The organism is Leeia oryzae DSM 17879, from assembly GCF_000376945.1.
Lineage (GTDB): Bacteria > Pseudomonadota > Gammaproteobacteria > Burkholderiales > Leeiaceae > Leeia > Leeia oryzae.
The window spans coordinates 298,021-319,366 of the sequence record NZ_AQXU01000025.1 but is presented as its reverse complement, the minus strand read 5'-3'; the positions used below and the strand labels follow the sequence as shown (position 1 = coordinate 319,366).

Annotated in this window: 22 protein-coding genes; 14 read left to right on the top strand and 8 right to left on the bottom strand. The window is 57.0% G+C overall.

Annotation, left to right across the window (positions count from 1 at the left end):
• Positions 1-27 precede the first annotated feature (27 nt).
• Together F552_RS0114930 and F552_RS19565 are read left to right on the top strand one after the other, a co-directional pair.
• The gene (locus F552_RS0114930) at positions 28-1,962 is read left to right on the top strand and encodes a ribonuclease catalytic domain-containing protein (RefSeq protein ID WP_018152565.1); all 1,935 of its coding nucleotides are present in this window, start codon (positions 28-30) and stop codon (positions 1,960-1,962) included.
• 47 nt (positions 1,963-2,009) lie between these two features.
• Positions 2,010-2,939: an energy transducer TonB gene (locus tag F552_RS19565; protein WP_018152564.1), complete on the top strand. Its 930-nt coding sequence runs from the start codon at positions 2,010-2,012 to the stop codon at positions 2,937-2,939.
• Positions 2,940-2,956: 17 nt separating this feature from the next.
• Here F552_RS19565 and F552_RS0114920 read toward each other — a convergent pair whose 3' ends face one another.
• Positions 2,957-4,381 (bottom strand): cryptochrome/photolyase family protein, encoded by a 1,425-nt coding sequence (locus F552_RS0114920; RefSeq protein WP_018152563.1) that lies wholly within the window; start codon positions 4,379-4,381, stop codon positions 2,957-2,959.
• Between the two features lie 127 nt (positions 4,382-4,508).
• Here F552_RS0114920 and F552_RS0114915 point away from each other — a divergent pair, with 127 nt between their 5' ends.
• From F552_RS0114915 to F552_RS19560, 10 genes are all read left to right on the top strand, one after another.
• On the top strand, positions 4,509-5,069 hold the full coding sequence (locus F552_RS0114915; RefSeq protein ID WP_018152562.1) for a YqgE/AlgH family protein: 561 nt from the start codon (positions 4,509-4,511) through the stop codon (positions 5,067-5,069).
• 2 nt (positions 5,070-5,071) lie between these two features.
• Positions 5,072-5,578 carry a Holliday junction resolvase RuvX gene (gene ruvX, locus F552_RS0114910; protein ID WP_018152561.1) on the top strand — a complete coding sequence of 169 codons (507 nt, stop codon included), beginning with the start codon at positions 5,072-5,074 and terminating at the stop codon, positions 5,576-5,578.
• A gap of 6 nt (positions 5,579-5,584) precedes the next feature.
• The gene (pyrB, locus tag F552_RS0114905) at positions 5,585-6,601 is read left to right on the top strand and encodes an aspartate carbamoyltransferase (RefSeq protein ID WP_018152560.1); all 1,017 of its coding nucleotides are present in this window, start codon (positions 5,585-5,587) and stop codon (positions 6,599-6,601) included.
• A gap of 87 nt (positions 6,602-6,688) precedes the next feature.
• Complete coding sequence (locus tag F552_RS0114900; RefSeq protein WP_026182777.1) at positions 6,689-7,537, top strand: undecaprenyl-diphosphate phosphatase; 849 nt, start codon at positions 6,689-6,691, stop codon at positions 7,535-7,537.
• 29 nt (positions 7,538-7,566) lie between these two features.
• Positions 7,567-8,754, top strand: a complete 1,188-nt coding sequence (metC, locus tag F552_RS0114895; RefSeq protein ID WP_018152558.1) for a cystathionine beta-lyase — start codon at positions 7,567-7,569, stop codon at positions 8,752-8,754.
• Positions 8,755-8,866: 112 nt separating this feature from the next.
• On the top strand, positions 8,867-9,760 hold the full coding sequence (gene prmA, locus F552_RS0114890; RefSeq protein WP_026182776.1) for a 50S ribosomal protein L11 methyltransferase: 894 nt from the start codon (positions 8,867-8,869) through the stop codon (positions 9,758-9,760).
• 10 nt (positions 9,761-9,770) lie between these two features.
• Complete coding sequence (locus tag F552_RS0114885; protein ID WP_018152556.1) at positions 9,771-10,868, top strand: DUF3426 domain-containing protein; 1,098 nt, start codon at positions 9,771-9,773, stop codon at positions 10,866-10,868.
• A 66-nt stretch (positions 10,869-10,934) separates the two neighbouring features.
• Complete coding sequence (gene gcvH, locus F552_RS0114880; RefSeq protein WP_018152555.1) at positions 10,935-11,312, top strand: glycine cleavage system protein GcvH; 378 nt, start codon at positions 10,935-10,937, stop codon at positions 11,310-11,312.
• A 166-nt stretch (positions 11,313-11,478) separates the two neighbouring features.
• Positions 11,479-11,997, top strand: coding sequence for a thiol peroxidase (gene tpx / locus F552_RS0114875; RefSeq protein ID WP_018152554.1), 519 nt, complete (start codon positions 11,479-11,481; stop codon positions 11,995-11,997).
• Positions 11,998-12,106: 109 nt separating this feature from the next.
• A complete protein-coding gene (locus F552_RS19560; RefSeq protein ID WP_018152553.1) occupies positions 12,107-12,907 on the top strand; it encodes a DUF3025 domain-containing protein in 801 nt (266 codons plus the stop codon).
• Here the strand turns inward: F552_RS19560 and F552_RS0114865 are convergent.
• Positions 12,904-13,506 (bottom strand): DUF2889 domain-containing protein, encoded by a 603-nt coding sequence (locus F552_RS0114865; RefSeq protein WP_026182775.1) that lies wholly within the window; start codon positions 13,504-13,506, stop codon positions 12,904-12,906. The two genes, F552_RS19560 and F552_RS0114865, sit on opposite strands and share 4 nt — an antisense overlap.
• A gap of 258 nt (positions 13,507-13,764) precedes the next feature.
• Between F552_RS0114865 and F552_RS20180 the strand changes: the two genes are divergently transcribed.
• Positions 13,765-16,101 carry a sensor domain-containing diguanylate cyclase gene (locus tag F552_RS20180; protein WP_169333609.1) on the top strand — a complete coding sequence of 779 codons (2,337 nt, stop codon included), beginning with the start codon at positions 13,765-13,767 and terminating at the stop codon, positions 16,099-16,101.
• A gap of 26 nt (positions 16,102-16,127) precedes the next feature.
• Here the strand turns inward: F552_RS20180 and F552_RS0114850 are convergent, their stop codons facing one another.
• From F552_RS0114850 to F552_RS20860, 3 genes are read right to left on the bottom strand one after another with little or no spacing between them, the layout of a single operon-like run.
• On the bottom strand, positions 16,128-16,577 hold the full coding sequence (locus tag F552_RS0114850) for a GNAT family N-acetyltransferase (RefSeq protein WP_018152549.1): 450 nt from the start codon (positions 16,575-16,577) through the stop codon (positions 16,128-16,130).
• Positions 16,578-16,607: 30 nt separating this feature from the next.
• Positions 16,608-17,039 (bottom strand): carboxymuconolactone decarboxylase family protein, encoded by a 432-nt coding sequence (locus tag F552_RS0114845; RefSeq protein WP_018152548.1) that lies wholly within the window; start codon positions 17,037-17,039, stop codon positions 16,608-16,610.
• Positions 17,040-17,051: 12 nt separating this feature from the next.
• Positions 17,052-17,780, bottom strand: a complete 729-nt coding sequence (locus F552_RS20860) for a rhodanese-like domain-containing protein (protein WP_018152547.1) — start codon at positions 17,778-17,780, stop codon at positions 17,052-17,054.
• 103 nt (positions 17,781-17,883) lie between these two features.
• Between F552_RS20860 and pdxR the strand changes: the two genes are divergently transcribed.
• Positions 17,884-19,398 carry a MocR-like pyridoxine biosynthesis transcription factor PdxR gene (pdxR, locus tag F552_RS0114835; protein WP_169333608.1) on the top strand — a complete coding sequence of 505 codons (1,515 nt, stop codon included), beginning with the start codon at positions 17,884-17,886 and terminating at the stop codon, positions 19,396-19,398.
• Positions 19,399-19,405: 7 nt separating this feature from the next.
• On the opposite strand, the gene F552_RS0114830 is transcribed toward pdxR, so the two are convergent.
• The 3 genes from F552_RS0114830 to F552_RS0114820 all read right to left on the bottom strand — a co-directional run bounded on the left by F552_RS0114830 (position 19,406) and on the right by F552_RS0114820 (position 21,081).
• The gene (locus F552_RS0114830) at positions 19,406-19,948 is read right to left on the bottom strand and encodes a DinB family protein (protein ID WP_018152545.1); all 543 of its coding nucleotides are present in this window, start codon (positions 19,946-19,948) and stop codon (positions 19,406-19,408) included.
• A gap of 51 nt (positions 19,949-19,999) precedes the next feature.
• On the bottom strand, positions 20,000-20,314 hold the full coding sequence (locus F552_RS0114825) for a rhodanese-like domain-containing protein (protein ID WP_018152544.1): 315 nt from the start codon (positions 20,312-20,314) through the stop codon (positions 20,000-20,002).
• 113 nt (positions 20,315-20,427) lie between these two features.
• Positions 20,428-21,081, bottom strand: a complete 654-nt coding sequence (locus F552_RS0114820) for a protein-L-isoaspartate O-methyltransferase family protein (protein ID WP_018152543.1) — start codon at positions 21,079-21,081, stop codon at positions 20,428-20,430.
• Between the last annotated feature and the right edge of the window lie 265 nt (positions 21,082-21,346).

Here is a 21,346-nt window from a genome sequence, read left to right as displayed (position 1 = left end):
TTTTAAGTTCGAGCTATAGCGATTGCCATGAATGTGCTGTTTGAAGAAGAAGGTAGTTTCAAGGTTGGCCACGTAATGACGGAGGCCGAGGCATCGCTACAGGTCGAAAGCATCAGCGGCAAGCGCAGTAAAATCAAGGCAGGCAATGTACTGCTGAAGTTCAAGGAGCCGCTTGGCGACTTCATGAAAGCGGCAGAAGCCAAAGCCGCCGAGCTGGAAGTCGATTTTCTGTGGGAGATGGCACCGGCAGAAGAGTTTGCTTTTGCGGATTTTGCCGCCGAATACTTTGGTGCAAACCCGGCCCCGAGTCTGGATGCGGCGGCGATGGTGATCCGTTTGCACGCATCCCCCATGTATTTTTACCGCAAAGGTAAAGGGCGCTACAAGGCTGCCCCTGAAGAGTCGCTCAAGGCGGCACTGGCAGGGCAGGAGAAAAAGCGTTTGCAAGCCGAAGAAGTGGCCAGAATGGTCGCCGAGCTGGTCAACGGCAAGTTGCCAGAGCGTTTTCCGCCACATATCAATACCCTGTTGTACCGTCCTGATAAAAACAGTCTTGAATACAAAGCACTGGAACAGGCCATGGGCGAGTCCGGCAAATCGGCACTGCAATTGCTGATTGATGCTGGCGGTGTCGTGAATCATCACGACTACCATCTGGGTGCATTTCTGTTTGAATACTTCCCGCGCGGCACAGGTTTTGCTCCTGTACAAGTGCCGGCGTCATCCGGCGATGGACTGCCTGTCGCTCAGGTTCAGGCATTTTCGATTGATGATGCATCGACTACCGAGATTGACGATGCGTTTTCCGTACAGTGGCTGGCTGATGGCCAAGTCCGGGTTGGCGTGCATATTGCCGCGCCGGCTTTGGGGATTCCGGTCGGCTCTGAGCTGGATCAGGTGGTGATGAACCGTTTGTCGACGGTGTATATGCCGGGCAATAAAATCACCATGCTGCCGGATGAGTTTGTCAGTGCGTTTACCTTGCAGGAAGGCAAGGCATGCCCGGCGCTGTCTTTGTATTTGCTGGTTTCAGCCGATGGCGAAGTGACTCCGCAGGAGACGGTGCTTGAGCAAGTGTTCATTGCCGCCAACCTGCGTCATGACACGCTGGAGACCTGTTTTAACGAAGAAACACTGGCGGCCGTTGATAGTGCCGATTATGCCTACAAGGCAGAGCTGACCTATCTGTGGCAGTTCGCCAATCAACTGGAAGTGGCGCGCGGCAAGGCCGACCCGAACCGGGCACCGCAGCTGGACTATGGCTTTGTGATTGAAGGCGAGCATGTGTCGATTGTGCCGCGCAAGCGGGGTTCGCCGATCGACAAGCTGGTGTCCGAATTGATGATTCTGACCAACAGCTACTGGGGCAAGTTGCTGGCAGATCATGATATCCCCGGCATTTACCGTGCCCAGAGCGCGGGCAAAGTACGGATGACGACACGGGCAGAGCCGCATCAGGGGCTGGGTGTTGCCCAGTACGCATGGTCAAGCTCGCCATTGCGGCGCGCGGTGGACCTGATCAATCAGCGGCAATTGATCGCGTGTATTGCCGGCGAGAAAGCGCCATACCCCAAAGGCCAGGATCTGTTTGTCGCCATGCGCGAATTTGATGCCGCTTACAGCGCGTACCTCGGCTTCCAGAATCGTATGGAGCATTATTGGTGCCTGCGTTATTTGCAGCAGGAAGGCATTGAAGAAATTAGTGGCTCGGTGCTGCGAGATGGCGCATCGGTCCGCGTAGATGGCATGCCGCTGGTGATCAAGCCGGAAGCCATGCCAACCCTGACGCAGGGTGCCCGCGTGCATGTAAAGATCATGAGCATTGATTTCTGGCAAGGCCAGTGCAGGGCGCACTTCCTGCGTCTGGAAGAGGGCATGCAGGTGGTGGAAGAGGAGGAAGACGCCGAGATGACTGAGCCCGTTGTGGATGAAGTGCCGGCAGAAAGCATGACGAATGCGTGACATGTGCCTGCGGCTTGCATAGAATCAGCAAATCATCCGGAGTATTCATGCCTTCCAGATCAGAACACGCCAAGCCCGTACTGACGCCTGCGCTGATGGTGCAATTTGCGCCGCCACGCAAGACGCCGGTATGGCCTATCTGGTTTGCCGTGAGTGTCTCGCTGATGCTGCACGCCGGCATCATCAAAACCCATTTTGTCGACCCGCTGCTGCACGCCCTTAATAACATGCCCAGAAAGCTGGAAGTGGTGCTGGTCAACAGCAAGCATGCCAGGGCCCCGGTGAATCCGCAGGCGCTGGCGCAGGCCAACCTGGACGGGGGTGGCAATACCGAACAAGACCGCATGGCCAAATCGCCCCTGCCTGCGCGCGATCAGGATCAGAACGGGGATAGCCTGGAACAGATGCGCAAGCAGCAACAGGCGCTCAGTGCAGAGAATGCCGAGCTACTGGAGCAGGTGCATCAGCAAAATGCCGCCAAAACCCAGGTGCAACTGGTCGAAAAAGTCTTGCCGCAACCCGGCGAGCAGACGCTGGATGGGACTGATGCCTTGCAGCGGGATCTGGAAATTGCCCGCCTGGAAGCCCAGATCAGTAAAGAGTATGAGGCTTACCAGAAGAAGCCCCGCCGCAAATACGTGACGGCGCGCACGCTGGAAAGCCAGTCAGCCCTGTATTACAGCGTCTGGAAAAGCAAGATCGAACACGTCGGTGAGCTGAACTACCCGGTCGGGCTGTACGGGGTGCTCAAACTGGTGGTGACCATTCGGCCGGATGGCTCTATGGACAGCATCGAAATCATCAAGAGCTCCGGCAACAAGCGGCTGGATGCGGCGGCTGTGCATATTGTCAAACAGTCTGCTCCATTCAAGATACCTAGCCGTGCTTTGCTGGGGGATGACAACCGTTTGTCGATCATCTCTACATTTACCTTCATGAACTCGGGCAAATTGTCCAGCAAGCTGGGTGACGAATAGGTTCGGTCCCGCCGTACTTAGCCGCCTTTGGCCGCCTTAAACAGGTCGAGTGCCTGCACGCGTTGTACGCCATGGTCCACGATGGGTGCCGGATAGTCTTTGCCCAGCGTAACGCCAGCTGCTGCCAGTTCGATCGGGCTGGCCTGCCAGGGTGCGTGAATAGCCTTGTCTGACAGATTGGCCAGTTCCGGCACATAGCGACGAATGAACTTGCCGGCGGCGTCAAATTTCTCGCTCTGACTAATGGGGTTGAAGATGCGGAAGTAAGGTTGCGCATCGCAGCCGGTACTGGCCGACCACTGCCAGCCGCCATTATTGGCTGCCAGGTCAAAATCCAGCAGTTTCTCTGCAAAATAGGCTTCACCCAGCCGCCAGTCAATCAACAAATCCTTGACCAGAAATGAAGCCGCAATCATGCGTAGGCGATTGTGCATATAGCCGCTTTGGTTCAACTGCCGCATGGCCGCATCGACAATCGGGTAACCGGTCTGGCCGGCTTTCCAGGCCGCCAGCCAGTGGGGATTGTTCGGAAACACCAGCGATTGATAGTCCGCCTTGAATGCCGTGGTGGCAGCGTGGGGGAAGTGCCAGAGAATCTGGTGATAAAAGTCCCGCCAGATGAGTTCGCTTAGCCAGGTTTGAGCGCCAGCGCTACCCTCCTGAACCGCAAACGCCACCAGCTGGCGTATCGAGATGGTGCCAAAACGCAAATGTACCGACAGATAGGACGGACCCTTGATCGCCGGAAAATCGCGTGTCTGGTGATAGACCGGCAAGCGCTGGGTGAAGTCCAGCCAGGTTTTTTCTGCCCCTTGGCTACCCGGGAAAATATGGCCGGCGGCCAGGTCGATGACCTCAAAGCCGAGTTCCGTCAACGAGGGTTGCTGGTAGTTACCGGTAGCTGCCAGTTGGCCGGGGGCCGGGCGACATGGATAGCTTTGCAGGAAAAATGGCGTCAGGCGCTTGAGCCAGGCATTTTTGTAAGGGGTAAAGACGCTATAAGGCGTGCCGCTTTGGGTCAGGACCTCGTCCTGCTCGAAAATCACCTGATCCTTATAACTGTCGAAGCGAACACCTGCCGCTTGCAAGGCATGTGCTACCTGTTCGTCACGCCGGATAGCATCAGGTTCGTAGTCCCGGTTGCACATAACATGGCTGACATTCAGCTGCCGGGCCAGCGCCGGGATTTCCCGGACGGGGTCGCCGTGCAAAAACAGCAATTGGCTGCCCGCCTGGCGCAATTCGGCATCCAGCTGGCGGCAGCTTTCCCAGATGAAACTGACGCGCTTGTCCTGTCTGGGTAGGCTCGACAGGATGGTGGTATCAAAGACAAACGCACAATAGACCTTTGGGCCCGTGCGCAAGGCATGGTATAGCGCAGCATGGTCATGGAGGCGCAGGTCGCGGCGAAACCAGACGAGGATGGCAGAGTGATCAGGCATGAGACAAAGACTTTGCGGAAGAATTGATCAGTTGATAAGGTGTTTTAGCTGATTTTTTGCACATTAGCCGGGTGAATCGAAGTCTTGCAAGCGCACATCCGCGTCAAGCTGTGAGATAATTTGTGCCATGGAAAACGTCAATCTTACCCATCACTTCTTAATTGCCATGCCCAATATGCAAGATCCGCATTTTGTACGCAGTATTGCCTACATTTGCGAGCATAACGAGCGTGGTGCGCTGGGCATTATTGTAAACCGCCCGACAGATCTTACGTTAAAAGAGTTGTTCGAGCAGGTGGATGTGCCGCTGGAAGATGACGCGCTGGGGAAAACCCCGGTGTATTTTGGCGGCCCGGTGCAGATGGACCGCGGGTTTGTCCTGCACCGCCCGGTGGGCAGCTGGCTGTCTACCATGGCGATGAACGGGGACATGGCGCTGACAACATCCAAAGACATTCTGCATGCCATTAGCCAGAAGCAGGGGCCGGAACAGTTCATGCTGACGCTTGGCTACGCCGGTTGGGATGCTGGCCAGCTGGAAGACGAAATTGCCCAGAATGCCTGGCTGACCGTGCCTGCCCGGCAGGACGTGATTTTCGAAGTGCCTGCCGATGAACGTTTTGAAGCGGCGATGGCCTCACTGGGTATTGACCTGCTCAACCTGTCTGATCAGGCCGGGCACGCCTGAGCATGTCGCAAACGCCGTTTCCTGCCCCGCTGCTCCCGAGAAGTGACTGGCCGATACCTGCCTCGGGCACGGTGCTGGGGTTTGACTTTGGCGAGGCCCGCCTTGGTGTTGCCACCGGCGATATCACCATGGGGTTGGCAACGCCCTTGCAGGTGATTGCAGACGCCGCTACCGACCGGCGGTTTGAGGTGATCGAATCCCTCATCCAGGAGTGGCAGCCGGTGTGGCTGGTGGTGGGACGCCCGGCTTACCCGGATGGCAATCCACACCCGGTCGCGGCGCTGGCAGAAAAATTTGGCCGCCGCCTGTTTGGCCGTTTCAACCTGCCCGTCAGCTGGGTAGACGAGCAATATACCTCCAGTATCGCGACCCGCTTGCTGCATGAGCAGCAGGTGAAGTCAAAGCAGCACAAAGGCAAGCTGGACCAGCTGGCCGCACAACAGATTCTGCAAGATTTTTTTGATCATTATCCGCCCGAGATCAGCCGGATCCCGGAAAGCAAGGAGTAGTCAGTCATGGAATTTCTCGGTAGCCACTTGATCTCTGCCGAACAATTGTCACGTGAAGATATCGCGACCGTTTTCAGAACGGCAGAGCTGCTGGAGCCTGTGGCCCAAGGCAGTAAAGTGACACAGGTGCTGAACGGTGCCGTGCTGGCCAATCTGTTCTTCGAGCCATCTACCCGTACCCGTATCAGTTTTGGTGCGGCGTTCTCGCGCCTGGGTGGCCGGGTACTGGATACCACCGGCTTCGAGTTCTCCAGCTTTGCTAAAGGCGAGTCCATTTTCGATACCAGCCGCGTGATTTCCGGCTACGCCGATGTCATGGTGGTGCGTCATCCGAGGCTGGGCGCCGTCAAGGAGTTTTCTGAGGCCAGCTGCGTACCGGTGATTAACGGTGGCGACGGTCCTGGCGAACACCCGACCCAAGCGTTGCTGGACCTGTACACCCTGAAAAAAGAACTGGGGCGTAGCGCCGACCAGTTTGACGGCATTCGCATTGCGTTGGTAGGTGATCTGAAATATGGCCGTGCGGTGCGTTCACTGGCCAAGCTGCTGGCCCTCTTTAACGGTATCACCTTCAATCTGGTGGCGCCGGACGAACTGCAAATGCCGCAACCCCTGATTGACTACCTGAAGTCCCGTGGGCACCAGGTCAATCAGACCGCCAATCTGGAAGAGGGACTGGCCAATGTGGATGCGGTGTATACCACCCGCATTCAGGAAGAACGCTTCCCGAACCCGGAAGACGCCGAACGCTTCCGTGGCAGCTACACCATCAACCGCGATGTATTTGGCCGCGTCTGTCGTCCGGATACCGTGTTGATGCACCCGCTGCCGCGCGATAACCGTACAGACAACTGCGAACTTAACAACGACTTGAATGATCACCCGCAACTGGCCATTTTCCGCCAGACAGATAACGGCATTCCGGTACGGATGGCCCTGTTTGCGCTGGTGATGGGGGTAGTCGATGAGATTCCGGGTTCGCTGCGCGATCCGGTCTGGAAGAACCGCCGCACGTACCGCTAAATTACGCAAGTCCGACAAAAGAAGCATCTCGACGAGATGCTTCTTTTGATTTGAGTTTTTCTATCTACAATGAATGGAATGAATCCCTTGGATACCATTTTGCTGCTGAAGGCTGCCGTCATGGGCCTGGTGGAAGGTCTGACCGAGTTTTTGCCGGTGTCGAGTACCGGGCACCTGATCATTGCCGGTGACCTGCTGAATTTCTGGACCAAAGACAAGGCCGATGTATTTGAGATCGTGATCCAGCTGGCTGCCATTCTGGCCGTCTGCTGGGAGTACCGCCACAAGATCGTTGATGTTGTGAGCAAGTTGCCCAGCCAACCGCGCGCCAGACGCTTTGTGCTGAACCTGATCATCGCTTTTCTGCCGGCAGCGATTCTGGGCGTGCTGTTTATCAAGAAGATCAAGGAACACCTGTTTAACCCGGTATCGGTCGCGGTGGCGCTGGTGGTCGGCGGGGTGGTGATTTTGTGGGCAGAGAAGCGCGAACACCGTATCCGCGTACATGAGGTGGATGACATGTCACCGCTGGACGCCCTGAAAGTGGGTATGGCCCAGGCGCTGGCGCTGATTCCCGGTACCAGCCGCAGTGGTGCGACCATCATTGGTGGTTTGCTGTTTGGCCTGTCCCGCAGGGCGGCGACCGAGTTTTCGTTCTTTCTGGCGATTCCGGTGATGTTTGCGGCCACCCTCAAGGAAACCTGGGGCGTGATTCATCCGAAAGCGGGCGAAGCCGCCGTCATCCTGACTCACGCCGACTGGATGGTGTTTGCCGTTGGCTCGCTGGTGGCCTTTATCAGCGCATTTGCGGCGGTTCGTGGCTTGTTGCGGTTTGTGGCCCGGCACGATTTTGGCGTGTTTGCCTGGTACCGTATGCTGTTTGGCGGTGTGATTCTGGCCACGTGGTACTGGGGCATGGTGAGCTGGGCTTCCTGACGGGGGCATCAACATAGAAAGTAGCAGACATGTCAGATTCGACACGCAAGTACCAACCCGCCACCACGGTAACTCACGCGGGACGTGCAGATAAAACCGTTCAGGGACCGGTCAATCCGGGCGTGATACGGGCATCAACGCAATTGTTTCCGGATACCCGCGCACTGCATGCAGCGGCCGGGTCGCGCAAGTCGTATGGCCGTTATGGCACCGAAACCCATGCGGCGCTGGAACAAGTCCTGTGTGAACTCGAAGGCATGGAAAGCTGTCTGCTGACGCCATCCGGCCTTTCTGCCGTGACGACCACGTTGCTGGGGTTGCTACAGCCCGGTGACCATCTGCTGATGCCAGACAGTGTCTATGACCCCACCCGGAACTGCTGCGAAAACCTGCTAAAGCCGCTGGGGATTGTGACCACATATTACCGGCCGACCATGGGCGCCGACATTGAGTCGCTGATCTTGCCGACAACCAAGGTGATCTTTGTCGAGTCGCCAGGTTCGCATACCTTCGAGGTGCAGGATATTCCTGCCATTGCAGAGGTTGCACACGAACGTGGCGTGCTGGTGGTGTCCGACAGTACCTGGGCTACGCCGATTGGCTGGCATGCGACCGAGCTGGGTGTTGATGTCAGCCTGCACGCAGCCACCAAATATATTGGCGGGCATTCAGACGTGATGCTGGGTGCCATTCTGGGGTCTGGTGAAACATTCAAACAGATCCGGCGCGTACACACCTTGCTGGGGATTGCGGTCAGTGCAGACGAAGCGTCTCTCGCTTTGCGCGGGCTCAGAACCTTGACTACCCGTATGGCGGCACATGCGCAAGCGGGGCTGGTCGTTGCGCGCTGGCTCAAGAACCAGCCAGAAGTGGCTGAGGTCTTGTATCCGCCACTGCCTGGCAGTCCCGGGCACGATCTCTGGAAGCGGGACTTTAACCCGCAGTTTGCCGCCAGCCTGATGGGCGTCGTGTTCAAGCCGGGCGTGAGCCATGAGGCAGTAGAAGCCCTGGTGGACTCGGTACGCCTGTTTGGTATCGGCTATAGCTGGGGTGGTTATGAAAGCCTGATTCTGGCTTCACGGCCCGCCCGGACCCGCACTGTGACCGCGGCAGACTGGTCGTCGGCCATGGCCCGGATTCATGTCGGGCTGGAGTCGGTAGATGATCTGATGGCGGATCTGGAAGTCGGTTTTCAGGCCTTGCGTCAGCACGACTGAGCGCCATCGAAGGCCCGCAATCATCCGAATGGCGTATTACTAAGCTGTACGGCGTTTTTACTTATTGAATTGTGCATGGCATTATGGTGCCTGTTATGAATTGGAATTTGCCATGAGTTGGGTTTCATTAGCTATCCTGTCTTCCAGTCGTGAGGCAGAAACATTGTCGGATGCCTTGTTTGAACTGGGTGCCCTGTCGGTCAGCATCGAAGATGCGCACGCAGGCACGGATCAGGAACAGCCGCTGTTCAACGAGCCCGGCGAGGCCGTAGATACACTGTGGCATGACAGCCGGGTGGTGGCCCTGTTGCCGGAAGACAGCGAGCCGACGGAATGGCTGGCTGCGCTGCAAGAAGGCCTTGGCTGGGCAGAGTTGCCTCCCTACACCGCCGAAGTGGTGGCCGAGCAGGACTGGGTACGTCTGACCCAGAGCCAGTTTGACCCGATCCGGATTTCTGACCGTCTCTGGATTACCCCGACCTGGCATGATGCCCCGGGCGAGGGAACCGTCAATCTGTGGCTGGACCCGGGCCTGGCATTTGGGACCGGCAGTCACCCGACCACCCGCTTGTGTCTGGAATGGCTAGATCGTCATCTGCCAAAAGGCGTGACCGTACTGGATTACGGTTGTGGCTCCGGGATTCTGGCCATTGCCGCCAAGAAACTGGGTGCTGGTCCGGTTGTCGGGGTGGATATTGATCCGCAAGCCATGCAGGCCAGTCATGACAATGCCTCGCAGAATCAGGTTGAGGTCGCCTTTTATCTGCCGGACGCAGCGCCGGTAGGCACGTACGATGTGGTGGTTGCCAATATTCTGACCAATCCGTTGCGCACGCTGGCGCCGTTACTGGCCGGATCGGTCAAGCCTGGCGGGCACATCGTGTTGTCTGGCATTCTGGTTGAACAAGTCAGCCTGGTGCAAGAAGCCTATGCCCCATGGTTTGATCTGGAACTGGCCGATAGCCGAGAAGGCTGGGCCTGTTTGTCTGCGGTTCGGGTTCGCTGACCGGATTAGCATGCATTACGCGACACGCTGCCCCAACTGCAGAACGGCATTCCGCGTCAAGGCTGACCAGCTGGCAGCCATGGCCGGTAAGGTGCGCTGCGGGCGTTGTGCCTATGTCTTTAACGCGCTGGACCACTTGTTACCGCCAGCCGAAGGACCGAGAACCGAGTTCCCGGCCGAATTGGCCGTGCCACGCTCTCCCGGTGCACCCCGGACGTTGGTGGAAACGCCTGCTGTCACGCCTGTAATGCCGACGGATGCATCGCCACCCAAACCGGTGTCTGATGGTCTGAAAGGCAAGATCGAAGCGCTGGAAGTGCAAAGCATGCAGCAGGTGGATGCACTTGAAGAAGCGGCGCAGCAGGCCGATGCGGTGGATCATGCAGAAGCCGTGCCGGTAGGTGAAGCAACCGCTGTGGCGACGCCAGCCGGGAAGCATGTGGATGAGCCGGAAGCACCTGCCAAGCTGGATCTGGCCCCGTTTTTGCAGCGGCCCGCCTTGGCGGCCATTGTGGATACGCAAGCCCAAAAAGCACATGACGCCCCAAAGTCTGTGGTTGGCGTAGTGGATGAGCTGCCCTCCCCGCAGCTGGATCTGAGTGCCTTGCTGGATATTCATCCGCCGCCACCACGTTTTCGCTGGTTATGGCGCATACTGGCAATATTGGCATCGCTGATGCTTGTGATGCAGTGTCTCTGGATCTGGCGGGTGCCCTTGTACAAGGCCGCGCCAGAAAGCATGGGCATCTGGCAGACCGTCTGCCCGCTGCTGAAATGCCGCCTGCCCAGCATACAGGACGCCACGGCGCTGGAAGTCGATAATGTGGAGCTGGAGGAGAAAAGTGCCTCGCCACGCATTGTCATGTGGTCGCTGGAACTGCGTAATCAGGCCAGTTACCCGGTCGCGCTGCCTGACCTGCAACTGACATTGACCGATACGGCTGACCTGTCGGTCGCGCGTAAATACTTTGCACCGCACGACTATCTGGCGGCGGTTGACGCTGCCAAAGGAACGCTGGCGGCAAAGTCGGTGCTGATGATCCATGTGCCTTTATTGCTGGATAACTTGAACCCGGCTGGATACAGAGTTCAAGCCATTTACCGGTAACAGGTTTCAGTCACCCTGACGGGTGGCGCTGTTGCCTTATTCACTGATCTGAAACAGGAGTCTGATATGAGTATCCCTGCAGAGTTACGTTTTGCCACCTCTCACGAATGGTGCAAGCTGGAAGACAATGGCGTGGTCACTGTCGGTATTTCGGATCATGCCCAGGAGCTGCTCGGGGATCTGGTCTACATTGAATTGCCGGACACCGGACGTGTAGTGGCCGCCGGCGAGGCATGTGCCGTGGTCGAGTCCGTCAAGGCCGCGTCTGACGTGTACGCGCCGATTGCCGGTGAAGTGCTGGAAATCAACCCGGCTGCCGTGGATGAGCCTGAAGCGGTTAACCGTGACCCGTACCATACCTGGTTGTTCCGGATCAAACCTGCCAATGTGGCGGACTTGTCCGGCCTGCTGGATGCCGACGGTTACGCTGCAGAAATCGGTTAAGCTGCCCAGGCGCAGTACATTCACCCGGAGTGCGGGTGAACTGGATAAAGATTGTCATGACGCCTTGCCATTTTTGACTTTCTCGACCATGCTTAGACAATGACTTGGCATGTTGGCCAAGGCGATTCAATAAGGCTTGATGAGCCATGAATAAGGAGACCAGTAAATGTCTACCGTATTGCTGAAAGGCGAACCGGTTAACGTGGGGGGAACTTTCCCGCGCGTAGGTGATATCGCTAAAAGTTTCATGCTGGTTGATAAGAATCTGAACGATGTATCGCTATCCAGCTTTTATGGCAAACGCAAGGTACTGAACATTGTACCGAGCCTGGATACTGCGGTATGTCTGGCATCTGCCCGCAAATTCAATGAGCTTGCCAGCCAGATCGACAACACGGTGGTACTGGTGATTTCGGCGGATCTGCCATTTGCCCAGGCCCGTGCCTGCGCAGCAGAAGGCCTGGAAAATGTGATGACCCTGTCGTCCATGCGCGGCCGTGATTTTTACAAAGATTATGGCGTGATGATTACCGATGTACCGTTGTCCGGGTTGATGGCGAGAGCCGTGATTGTGCTGGATGAAGAAGACAAGGTATTGCATGCCGAACTGGTGAATGAAATTACCAGCGAGCCTAACTACCAGGCTGCACTGAAGGCCTTGTTGCCGCCAGAACCTGCTGCCTGAGTATCGTGGACGCAGGCCTGACCCTGCGCCGCCAGATAGCCAATCCTGCCGATCGCTGTAGCGGCAGATTGGCTATTTCTGTTTATCCATTCCCTTCTGGTGTTGATGCATGAGTAAATTTTCGCCACAAGCCTGGCAATCCGACGTGCTGGACAGGAGTCCGTGGTGCAAAGTATTTGCCAGATGGCAGCGAGACTTCCGGCAGTTTGCCGATTGGCCGACGCTGGCGTGGCTGAATGCACAGGCGGCCGAGGCAGGGGTGGTGAACGCACAGCATCAGCCGATCCGTTTTCTGGTTCAGGATGCGCCGCTCAAGGCGCTTCCGTATGAGCTGCAGATTTTCCAGAGCGGACTGGTGCCGACCCGACCCGGGAACTGGCACGACCTGTTCAATGCCCTTTGCTGGCTTAGGTTTCCGGCAACCAAGGCGGTGCTGAATGCCCGCCATGCCGACAGCGGGGACGAGGTGTCCAGTCGTGGACGCATGCGGGATGCCCTGACGCTGTTTGACGAGTGCGGCGTGATTGTTGAGTATACGGATGACAGCTGGTGCCACCGGCTGCGTCAGCATGACTGGCAAGGGGTCTGGCTGGAAGAACGTGAGCAGGGGCAGTCTGCACTGACGTACACCCTGTTTGGTCATTCCGAGTTTGAAAAAGGCTTGCAACCGTTCCGGGGCTGGACAGCCAAGGCGCTGTTTTTGCCATGCGGCACGGCAGACACCCTGGATGCAAGGCTGGCGGCAGTCCTGGCATCAGACCAGTTGCAACACCCGCGCGATCTCAGTCCGCTACCGGTGTTGGGTGTGCCAGGCTGGCATCCGGAGCAGGATGCCGGTTTTTATGCCGATAGCGGTTATTTCCGCCCCAAGCGTATTCCGTCAGAAAACCTGGCGCCAGATAGCGCTTAGTCTTTGGTTTCTTCCGCCTCTTCGTCTGCTTCTGATTCCCGGTAAAAATCCGGGTATTGCACTTTGACGGCGTCCCCATCGCTGCGCCAGCCGTGACAGGTATTGATCAGCGGTGCAATGTTGATCGGAGAGGTAGACGGTACATCCAGACCTTGGTCACGCTGACGTTTGCGCTGCCCGGATGACACCGTCTGATAGGCCGTGGTGGCAATGGGCCCCATCAGCTCGGTGATATGGGTGCAACCATCACGACCGCGAAACAAGGCTTTCAGTTTTCGGGTAAAGCCAGGGCCGATGGTCAGGCCGATCAGCTTCTTGTACATCACCGCGACTTCGGGGCAAGGAATAAACGGACCATATGCCGTAAAGGCTTCTGCGTCGACAATCAGGAAGTCTTCATTGATGGTGATGCGTACCGTCATGTCGTGGAGCGGTTCGCCCGGCGGGCGGTAGCGGCCATCATAAAACACCAGTTCGTAGGATTTGGTATCGACAATCCGGCCTTCGATATCCCACAAACCATCCGCTCTGGAGTAGCCGTGGCAGACAACTTGCCGGGTGTGAAACAGGGTGCGTTCTACTGGGGGGGGTAAACTCATGATTTTAAAAGATTCATCAAGGAACGGTTTCTGGCCTTACAGAGTAGGACATTTTGAGGCAGGATGGAAGTGTCGGGCGTGATTGTATTTAAAATTCTGGCTGACATTGACGTGCTGTTTGCTATGCTAATATCAGGGATGCGACTTCAGAAACGCTAGATGCCTGATTCACCGGCTTGTCCGGGCATCAATTACAAATCCAGACTGGTATGCCAGATGCGCTCTCATTTGCGTAACGCTTTACCCTCCGGTTATCGCATGCTTATCATCCCCGCCCTGATCCTGGTGGTTGGCATGCTGTTGACCGCTACGCTGGTCATGTATGCCAGAGGGCAGGCACAGGCTGCAGCCAATCAGGCCTTCCGGGACCATGCAATGGATCTGGTCACGGGGGTCAGGCAGTCTTTGTATGCCAATGCACAGATATTGCGCGGGGTACGCGGTTTGTTCAACGGGAGCAATCAGGTTTCCCGTGATGAATTCCAGTCCTACGTGAGCCGTCTTGAGCTGTCCAGCCATTACCCTGGCATCGAAAGCATCGGTTATGTGCAAATGATGCCGCACGACCAGGTGCCGTCCATGCTGGACGCCATTCATGCCGATGGGGCCCCCTGGTTTGAAATTACGCCGCGCGGTGTCCGCCGGGAATATGCCCCGGTGGTGTATCTCACCTCGTTTGCCCACTTTTCTACGACCCGCCTGGGCGAAGACTTTCTGATGGACCCGGCACGCCGCTGGGCGGCCTTGCAATCCAGGGATAGTGCCGAGCCCGTTTTGTCGGGACGACTGGTCGGCGAGGATATGTTCGGCCAGAAGGATGCCCGTAAAACCATTCTGATATTGCCGGTATACACCTCAGGCAACCAGCCTGCCACGCCGGCATTACGGCAAAAAGCATTGCAGGGATGGACATTTGCTGCACTGAACATTCAGGTGTTGTTGCAAGGTTTCTGGCATACAGAGGCGGAAGAGCATGCCTTGAAAATGCATTTGCAGGTTTATGACGGTGATACGGTCAAACCGGATGCCCTGATGTTTTCGGACGTGCTGGGCGAGCCGGAAACCGAAGGTGACAAGGTTACCTTTGTTGTCCATTCGGATCTGTTTGAGGGGCGCTGGACCTATGTGTTTCAGTCAAGATTGTCCGACTGGCTGGGGGTATCGATTAACCGGGACAGCTATGTTTTTGGCGTTTCCGGCATCATCTTGTCCTTTTTGCTGGCGACCCTGGCCTGGATGTCGGCCTCCCGGCACCAGTTTGCCGCTGCCTCCCTTGCCAGAGTGGCGCAGGGTAACCGGGCTTTGGCCGAGCAGGGCAGCTTGCTGCTGGCGATTTATGACAGTTCCAGTGTGGCCATTTTTCTGGTGGACCCGCAAGGGGTGATCCAGCATGCCAACAAGCGGCTCTCGGACATTATGCTGATACCCGCCGGCGATGAACCCAAGGGGGCTGCCTTTATCGAGATGATCAAACCTGAAGATCAGGGCAAGGTGTTGTCTCATTTGAAACTGCTGTATCAGAAAGACAAAACCAATTTCTCGCTGGAACTGCAATGCGTGCGCCGGGATGGCCGCCTGTTCTGGGGCAAACTCACTGGTCGCCCCATGTGGAGCATGGAAGGCAATGTCAGCGGGGTGGTCTTTGCGCTGGAAGACATCACCGAGCAGCGGGCCATCGCCGAGACCATGCGCCTGTCGGATAACGTGTTCAAAGCCAGTCCCAACGGTATCATGGTGACAGACAGCCACAATAATCTGATTGCGGTGAATCCCGGTTTTACCCGGTTGACCGGGTATTCCGAGGAGGAGGCGCTGGGTCGCAATCCCCGCTTCCTGAAAGGGCCGGGGCAGGGCGATGCGTTTTATCAGGACATGTGGCAACAGCTTGCCAGCAAGGGGTCATGGGAAGGCGAGCTGGTGAACCGCCGCAAGGACGGCAGTGTGTATACCGAACGCTTGCAGATTACCCAGATTCTGAACGATCAGGGGGAGGTGGTGAATTATCTGGGCATGTTCCAGGATGTGACCGAGCGACATCAGGCAGAAGAGAGAATCCGTTTTCTGGCCCTGCATGACTATCTGACCGGTTTGCCAAACCGGGCGGCGCTGATCGAGCGGGCGGAGCAATTGCTGGAACAGGCCAAACGCTACAATCGGCGGTTTGCCATTCTGTTTCTGGATCTGGACAAATTCAAGCCGATCAATGACCAGTATGGTCATGAAGCGGGGGACGCCGTCTTGCAAGCCGTTGCCGGGCAGTTGCAAACCATTGTCCGGGCGGCTGATACGGTATGCCGGCAGGGTGGGGACGAGTTCGTGATCCTGTTATCCGAACTGCAGCCGCATGGCAGCTTGCGGGATCTGGCCGAGCGCTTGCTGCATGCTGTAGAGACCCCCTGTAGTTTTAACGGCGTCACCCTGTCCGTCTCTGGCAGTCTGGGAATTTCGATTTATCCGGACGATGGCGCCACCATCAGTGAGGTGATCCAGCAGGCTGATTCAGCCATGTATATTGCCAAACAGTTGCCAAGCCCGCACATCTGCTTTGCCGGTGATATCCGGCAGGAGGACCAGCCGGCGCACAATGAGTCGTGAAGATCCCTCGGGTATCAGCGAATGACTTACAGGTTCTTGTTGTAGGTGAGAAAGACTTTATCCCGTTCCCAGCCACATCCTTCATAAAGTGCCTGTGCCGTCAGGTTGGTTTTGGCCGTGGTCAAGTCCAGCCGGCGTTTACCCGCCCGGATGCCTTCCGCTTCGGCTGCCTGCATCAACCGTTTTCCTGTGCCGGTTTGCCGGGCGCCCGGGCTGACAAACAAGTCATACAAGACATAAATCGGGGCGGCGATGACAGAACAGAAGCTGGGATAAAGCTGGCAAAACCCGGTCAGTTGCTGTTCGGCGTTGCTGGCCACCAGAATCACGGACTCCTGGTTGGTAAGTCTGGTGCGCAGATAATCTGTCGCCAAACCGATATCCGAAGGCTGCTCGTAAAATTGCCGGTAGGCATCAAAAAGCGGCGCCAGTGCCGGGATATCCTGCAGGGTGGCGAGGCGGATATGAATTGTCATAAGGTGTTTCCTGTTGGCGGATGGACGGGCTTATTGCCGCATGCCGATGGCGAGACGGTTGAGCGCATTCATGTTGGCAATGGCAAAGGTCAGGTCGGAGATTTCCTGGTCGCTAAAATGCTGGGTCAATGGCAGGTAGTCGGCGTCTGGCGCATGGGTCTGGCTGACGTGCGTCAGGGATTCTGCCCATTGCAACGCCGCCCGTTCCCGCGCGCTGAACAAGCTGCTGGCATGCCAGCCCGCCAGCGCATCCAGACGTTGCTGGGACTCGTTGTGTGCCCGCAGGGCTTTGCTGTGCATGTCCAGACAAAAGGCGCAGCCGTTGATCTGCGAGACACGCAAATACACCAGTTCCAGCAGGCGACGGTCAAGGCTGGATTGCTCCAGATATTTCTTGACCGACCGCAAGCCTTGCAAGGCCGCTTCCGATAATTCGTGATAGGGAAGGCGCAAGTTGCTCATGAGGTGTTCCGCCTAGTTACAACCGCAGCCGATGCGGCAGGCCGCGCCGGTTTCGACGGCATAACCATCCCGTTTCCACCAGTCGATGCCACCGATCAGCTCTTTGACATTAAATCCAAGCTTTGCCAGTTTCAGCGCACCTTTGGTCGATGCATTGCAGCCGATGCCGTCACAGTAGGTGACGTACAGTGTGTTTTTGTCCAGTTCTTGGGTGCTGGATTCGTCCATCAGGCGATGGGGCAGGCTGATGGCGCCCGGAATGTGCTCGGCAGCAAAGGCATCGCTGCTTCTGGCATCCACAATCACCAGTTTTTCCCCTTTGTCTAACGCGACCTTGACATCGGCCGAGTCCATTTCATAGGCCAGTTTGTGTTCATAATGCGCTATCTGGGCGTCGCGTGTCGTATCCATCTTGGGTCCTTTCCAGTTGTGTAGCGGGTGGTCCAGCTGATTGTCACCATAGCGTTGCAGTACTTGATAAATCACCACCTCATAACCATCCAGCCAGGCAGCCTGTTGTGCTTTGGCCTGCTGATGCAGGGGGTGGCGAATCAGCAGTTGCAAGGCCTCCATGGTTTCCCAGTAATAGGTATTGGCAATGTGTCCGTTGCTCGGGTTCTCCCAGGATTCCTCACCGATATACCCCTCGATCTGTTTTGCCATGGTGGCGATTTGTGCATCGAGCTGATGAAATGTGTCATCAAACTGCTTTTTCCGGAAGATGAATGTCGCCGCGTACATGATTTGCCTTTTGTCTGGATTCTCTACACAATATCGTCATAATGGTTCTGTTTGTAGTGCCAATTTTTATTTTGTTGATGGTGCCAATATGGTGATGGGTGAGATGAAAGTAGCTGTCGAGGCCTTGCAGGCGGGGCTGGTGCTGGATCTCCAGCAGAACCCGGGCATGCCCATGAACAAGCGCTTGTACCGGCTGCTGCGTCAGCGCATCTTGCTGGGGGATTTGCCGGCAGGGGCCAAACTGCCCGCCACCCGACAATTGGCCGATGCATTGAATATCGCCCGCAATACCGTGCTGTTTGCGTTTGAACAGCTGCAGGTCGAGGGGTTTGTCGAAACCCGCACCGGTGATGGTACCTATATCGCTACTACCCGTATGCCCGCCGGGAGCGCTGCCGGCAAGGCACAGCGCAAAGTGGCCGAGCGCTTGCCAGACCCTGTTGCACCAGTGTTGTCCCGCAGGGCGCATGATGTCCTCGGGCAGCAGTTCATGAGCCCGCGGATCAGTGGTGGTACGGGCGCCTTTATGCCCGGTGTGCCGGCCATCGATGATTTCCCGCTGCTCAAATGGCAGCGCCTGGTACAGCAGATGCATCGCCTGCCCGACAGAACCTGGCTGTCTTACCCTAGAGAGGGGGGCGTGCATGAACTCAAGGTGGCGCTAAGCCAGCATCTGCGGCTGACACGTGCGCTGCAATGTCGGCCGGAACAGGTCATCATCACCTCCGGTACGCAGCAATCCCTGGACTTGCTGGCCAGAGGGCTGACCGACCATGGTGACGATGTCTGGTTGGAAGACCCGGGTTATAACGGCGCCCGCTCGGCTTTGCTGGCCGCCGGATCGACCCTGCACCCGATCCCGGTGGATGACGAGGGGCTCAACTGGGAGGCCTCCCCCACGTTGCCAGCCCCCCGGCTGATCTATATCACCCCCTCGCACCAATACCCGATGGGATGCGTGATGAGCCTGCCCAGACGTCGGGCCTTGCTGGCCTATGCCCGCGCACACGATAGCTGGATTCTGGAAGATGACTACGACAGCGAGTTCCGTTACCACGGCCCGCCGCTAGCGGCGTTGCAGGGGCTGGATGATGCCGGGCGCACCATTTACATGGGGACGTTCAGCAAGGTGATGTATCCCGGTTTGCATCTGGCGTATATCGTGGTGCCGGATGGCCTGGCGATGCCGCTGATCCGTTTGCAGGCCAGACTGTACCGAGAAGGGCAGTACCCGCTGCAAGCCGCACTGGCCGAGTTTCTCGGCAGTGGCCAGTTTGCCAGTCATATCCGCAAAATGCGCAGCCTGTACTGGCAACGACAACAGGTGCTGCGGCACTCGCTGGCAGATGCACTAGGGGAGGCCCCAATGTGGTGTGGCGGCAGTGCGGGTCTGCATCTGGTGACCTTGCTGCCGGAGGGTATAGATGACGTTCAGCTCAGCCAGCGCCTGCTGCAACGGCGCATCATTGCACCGGCACTGTCGCTGCATTATGGCGGCGCACATGCCCGTCAGGGCTTGATGCTGGGGTATGCCGGGGTCAAGGAAGCCGACATTGAAACCGCCGCGCGGATACTGGCCGAGGAATGGACCGCGGCAGGTACGCGCGCAAACGTCTGATGGCGGTTTATGCCTCGATGTCCTGCACCCAGGCAATCAGGTCGGTCACGCCGATATCCTGCCCGGCCTGGAACAGCAGGGTGCTGATCTGGCCCCGGTGATGGGTTTGGTGATTGAACATGTGGGACAGGACCGCAAATACCGGCTTGCGCATCGGTACACCCTGGATGTTGCGATAAGCCAATTGGCTATCCAGATGCGCGTCGGTCAGCAGGTCGGCTAACCGGGCAAGCACATCATCCAGTTGCTGGCGAAGCGCCAGCAAGTCCGGCAGGTTAGCCGCCATCTGGCGGGTGAGGCTGTCGGGTGCGGGAATCGCGGTCACGACCTCTGCCAGTGCTGCAAAGCGGGGATCTCCGGCAAAGCGGCCCAGCCAGATTCGGTCTGCCACCACCAGATGGTTGAGCGTCCCGAAGATGGATCCGAAAAATGCCCCGCGATCTTGCATGAGCTCAGACTGCGGCAACGCCGCGGCGGCGGCGTATACCTTCTGGTTCATGTCCCGGTTATACACACAAAAGCGTTTCAGGTGCTCAGTCATGTCTGGCATGGCGTGTCCTCTGTATATCGTGGGGGCTGGGATTCGGGTGAAAAATCCGGATTAGTAGTGCGCCATGGACGGGTCAACGTCCGTTGCCCAGGCTTCCACGCCACCGCTCAGGTTATGAACCGGTCCGAGACCTGCGGCCTCCAGATACAAAGCGACCTGATAACTGCGCATGCCATGATGGCAGATGGTAATCACGTCACCCTCTTCAATGTCATTCAAGCGGGACGGAATGGTCTGCATCGGGATATTGATGCTGCCAGGAATGGCGCATAGCGCGTACTCCCAGGGTTCGCGCACATCGATCAACTGGGGTTTCTGCTCTTTGCCCAGCCATTCGGACAGTTGGGATGCGGTAATCGTTTGCATGGTATGGGTCTCGCCAAGATAAAAAATGCCAGCACAGTGGTAAGCACTGGGCTGGCATTTGATCGTATCAGAAGCGCGGGCTGCAGAGAACCGCTACGCTTTGAAATCTGCTATCAGAAGCTGAACCGGTTAGGCTGTGCAGCATTCTTCAGCGGGGTGTTCATGGTTTCCAGGAAACGACGCTCGCTGAAAGAGCCATCATCCTGACGGGTGAACAGCGTGGCGTACATCACCGGTGCATCACCAATCACGGCAAAAATGCGGCCGTTACGGTTCAGCGCTTTGGTAAAGCCTTCTGACAGGTAAGGCAGCGAGCCACCCACAACGATCACGTCGTACGGTGCATGTGCACTCCAGCCCTGAGCGGCATCACCGGTTTCCAGTGTGACATTGCGGATGCCGGCAGCGTCCAGATTGTTGCGGGCCAGTTCGGTCAGCTCCGGATCAATGTCCACGCTGTAGACGTGACGTCCCAGTTTGGCCAGCAGGGCGGTCAGGTAACCGCAGCCGGTACCCACTTCCAGAATCTTGTCGGTCGGGCGGATTTTCAGTTCTTGCAACAGACGGGCTTCCAGCTTGGGCTGAAATGTGCGGACATTGTCTTTGATCGGGGTTTCCATATCGACAAATGCAAATTCACGCCATGGTTGCGGGATGAACTCTTCACGCTTAACTTCAAACAGCAGATCCAGAACCTGTTCGTCTAGAACCTCACATGGACGAATCTGTTGTTCTACCATGTTGAACCGGGCTTGTGCCAAATCCATTGCCATACTCCGTGTTGTTAGGACTCGCCCGGCAAACCGGACAAGATAAAAAATTTATCCCGCATTATCCCACAATTTCACTTTCACGGTCACGGGGTAATCCGGCAAGAAGCCGATGAAATTGCGTATTTTCCCGACAAGTGTGATGAATCTCCGACAACTGACCCGCTGTCTTCTGGCCTGAGTCAAAAAACCGTCATGCTGACAGGGGTTTTTCGCGCAACGATGTCTTTTTGTCATGTTTACTGGCTATAATCGGGCTATG

Bases quoted from the DNA above. Each gene is read 5' to 3' on its own strand.
- F552_RS0114920 (WP_018152563.1), bottom strand. From the start codon at position 4,381: ATGCCTGATCACTCTGCCATCCTCGTCTGGTTTCGCCGCGACCTGCGC.
- gcvH (WP_018152555.1), top strand. From the start codon at position 10,935: ATGAGTATCCCTGCAGAGTTACGTTTTGCCACCTCTCACGAATGGTGC.
- F552_RS20180 (WP_169333609.1), top strand. From the start codon at position 13,765: ATGCTTATCATCCCCGCCCTGATCCTGGTGGTTGGCATGCTGTTGACC.
- pdxR (WP_169333608.1), top strand. From the start codon at position 17,884: ATGAAAGTAGCTGTCGAGGCCTTGCAGGCGGGGCTGGTGCTGGATCTC.
- F552_RS0114845 (WP_018152548.1), bottom strand. From the start codon at position 17,039: ATGAGCAACTTGCGCCTTCCCTATCACGAATTATCGGAAGCGGCCTTG.
- F552_RS0114930 (WP_018152565.1), top strand. From the start codon at position 28: ATGAATGTGCTGTTTGAAGAAGAAGGTAGTTTCAAGGTTGGCCACGTA.
- F552_RS19560 (WP_018152553.1), top strand. From the start codon at position 12,107: ATGAGTAAATTTTCGCCACAAGCCTGGCAATCCGACGTGCTGGACAGG.
- F552_RS0114830 (WP_018152545.1), bottom strand. From the start codon at position 19,948: ATGCCAGACATGACTGAGCACCTGAAACGCTTTTGTGTGTATAACCGG.
- pyrB (WP_018152560.1), top strand. From the start codon at position 5,585: ATGGAATTTCTCGGTAGCCACTTGATCTCTGCCGAACAATTGTCACGT.
- F552_RS0114820 (WP_018152543.1), bottom strand. From the start codon at position 21,081: ATGGATTTGGCACAAGCCCGGTTCAACATGGTAGAACAACAGATTCGT.
- F552_RS0114850 (WP_018152549.1), bottom strand. From the start codon at position 16,577: ATGACAATTCATATCCGCCTCGCCACCCTGCAGGATATCCCGGCACTG.
- F552_RS0114885 (WP_018152556.1), top strand. From the start codon at position 9,771: ATGCATTACGCGACACGCTGCCCCAACTGCAGAACGGCATTCCGCGTC.
- F552_RS20860 (WP_018152547.1), bottom strand. From the start codon at position 17,780: ATGTACGCGGCGACATTCATCTTCCGGAAAAAGCAGTTTGATGACACA.
- metC (WP_018152558.1), top strand. From the start codon at position 7,567: ATGTCAGATTCGACACGCAAGTACCAACCCGCCACCACGGTAACTCAC.
- F552_RS0114825 (WP_018152544.1), bottom strand. From the start codon at position 20,314: ATGCAAACGATTACCGCATCCCAACTGTCCGAATGGCTGGGCAAAGAG.
- F552_RS0114915 (WP_018152562.1), top strand. From the start codon at position 4,509: ATGGAAAACGTCAATCTTACCCATCACTTCTTAATTGCCATGCCCAAT.
- prmA (WP_026182776.1), top strand. From the start codon at position 8,867: ATGAGTTGGGTTTCATTAGCTATCCTGTCTTCCAGTCGTGAGGCAGAA.
- tpx (WP_018152554.1), top strand. From the start codon at position 11,479: ATGTCTACCGTATTGCTGAAAGGCGAACCGGTTAACGTGGGGGGAACT.
- F552_RS0114865 (WP_026182775.1), bottom strand. From the start codon at position 13,506: ATGAGTTTACCCCCCCCAGTAGAACGCACCCTGTTTCACACCCGGCAA.
- ruvX (WP_018152561.1), top strand. From the start codon at position 5,072: ATGTCGCAAACGCCGTTTCCTGCCCCGCTGCTCCCGAGAAGTGACTGG.
- F552_RS19565 (WP_018152564.1), top strand. From the start codon at position 2,010: ATGCCTTCCAGATCAGAACACGCCAAGCCCGTACTGACGCCTGCGCTG.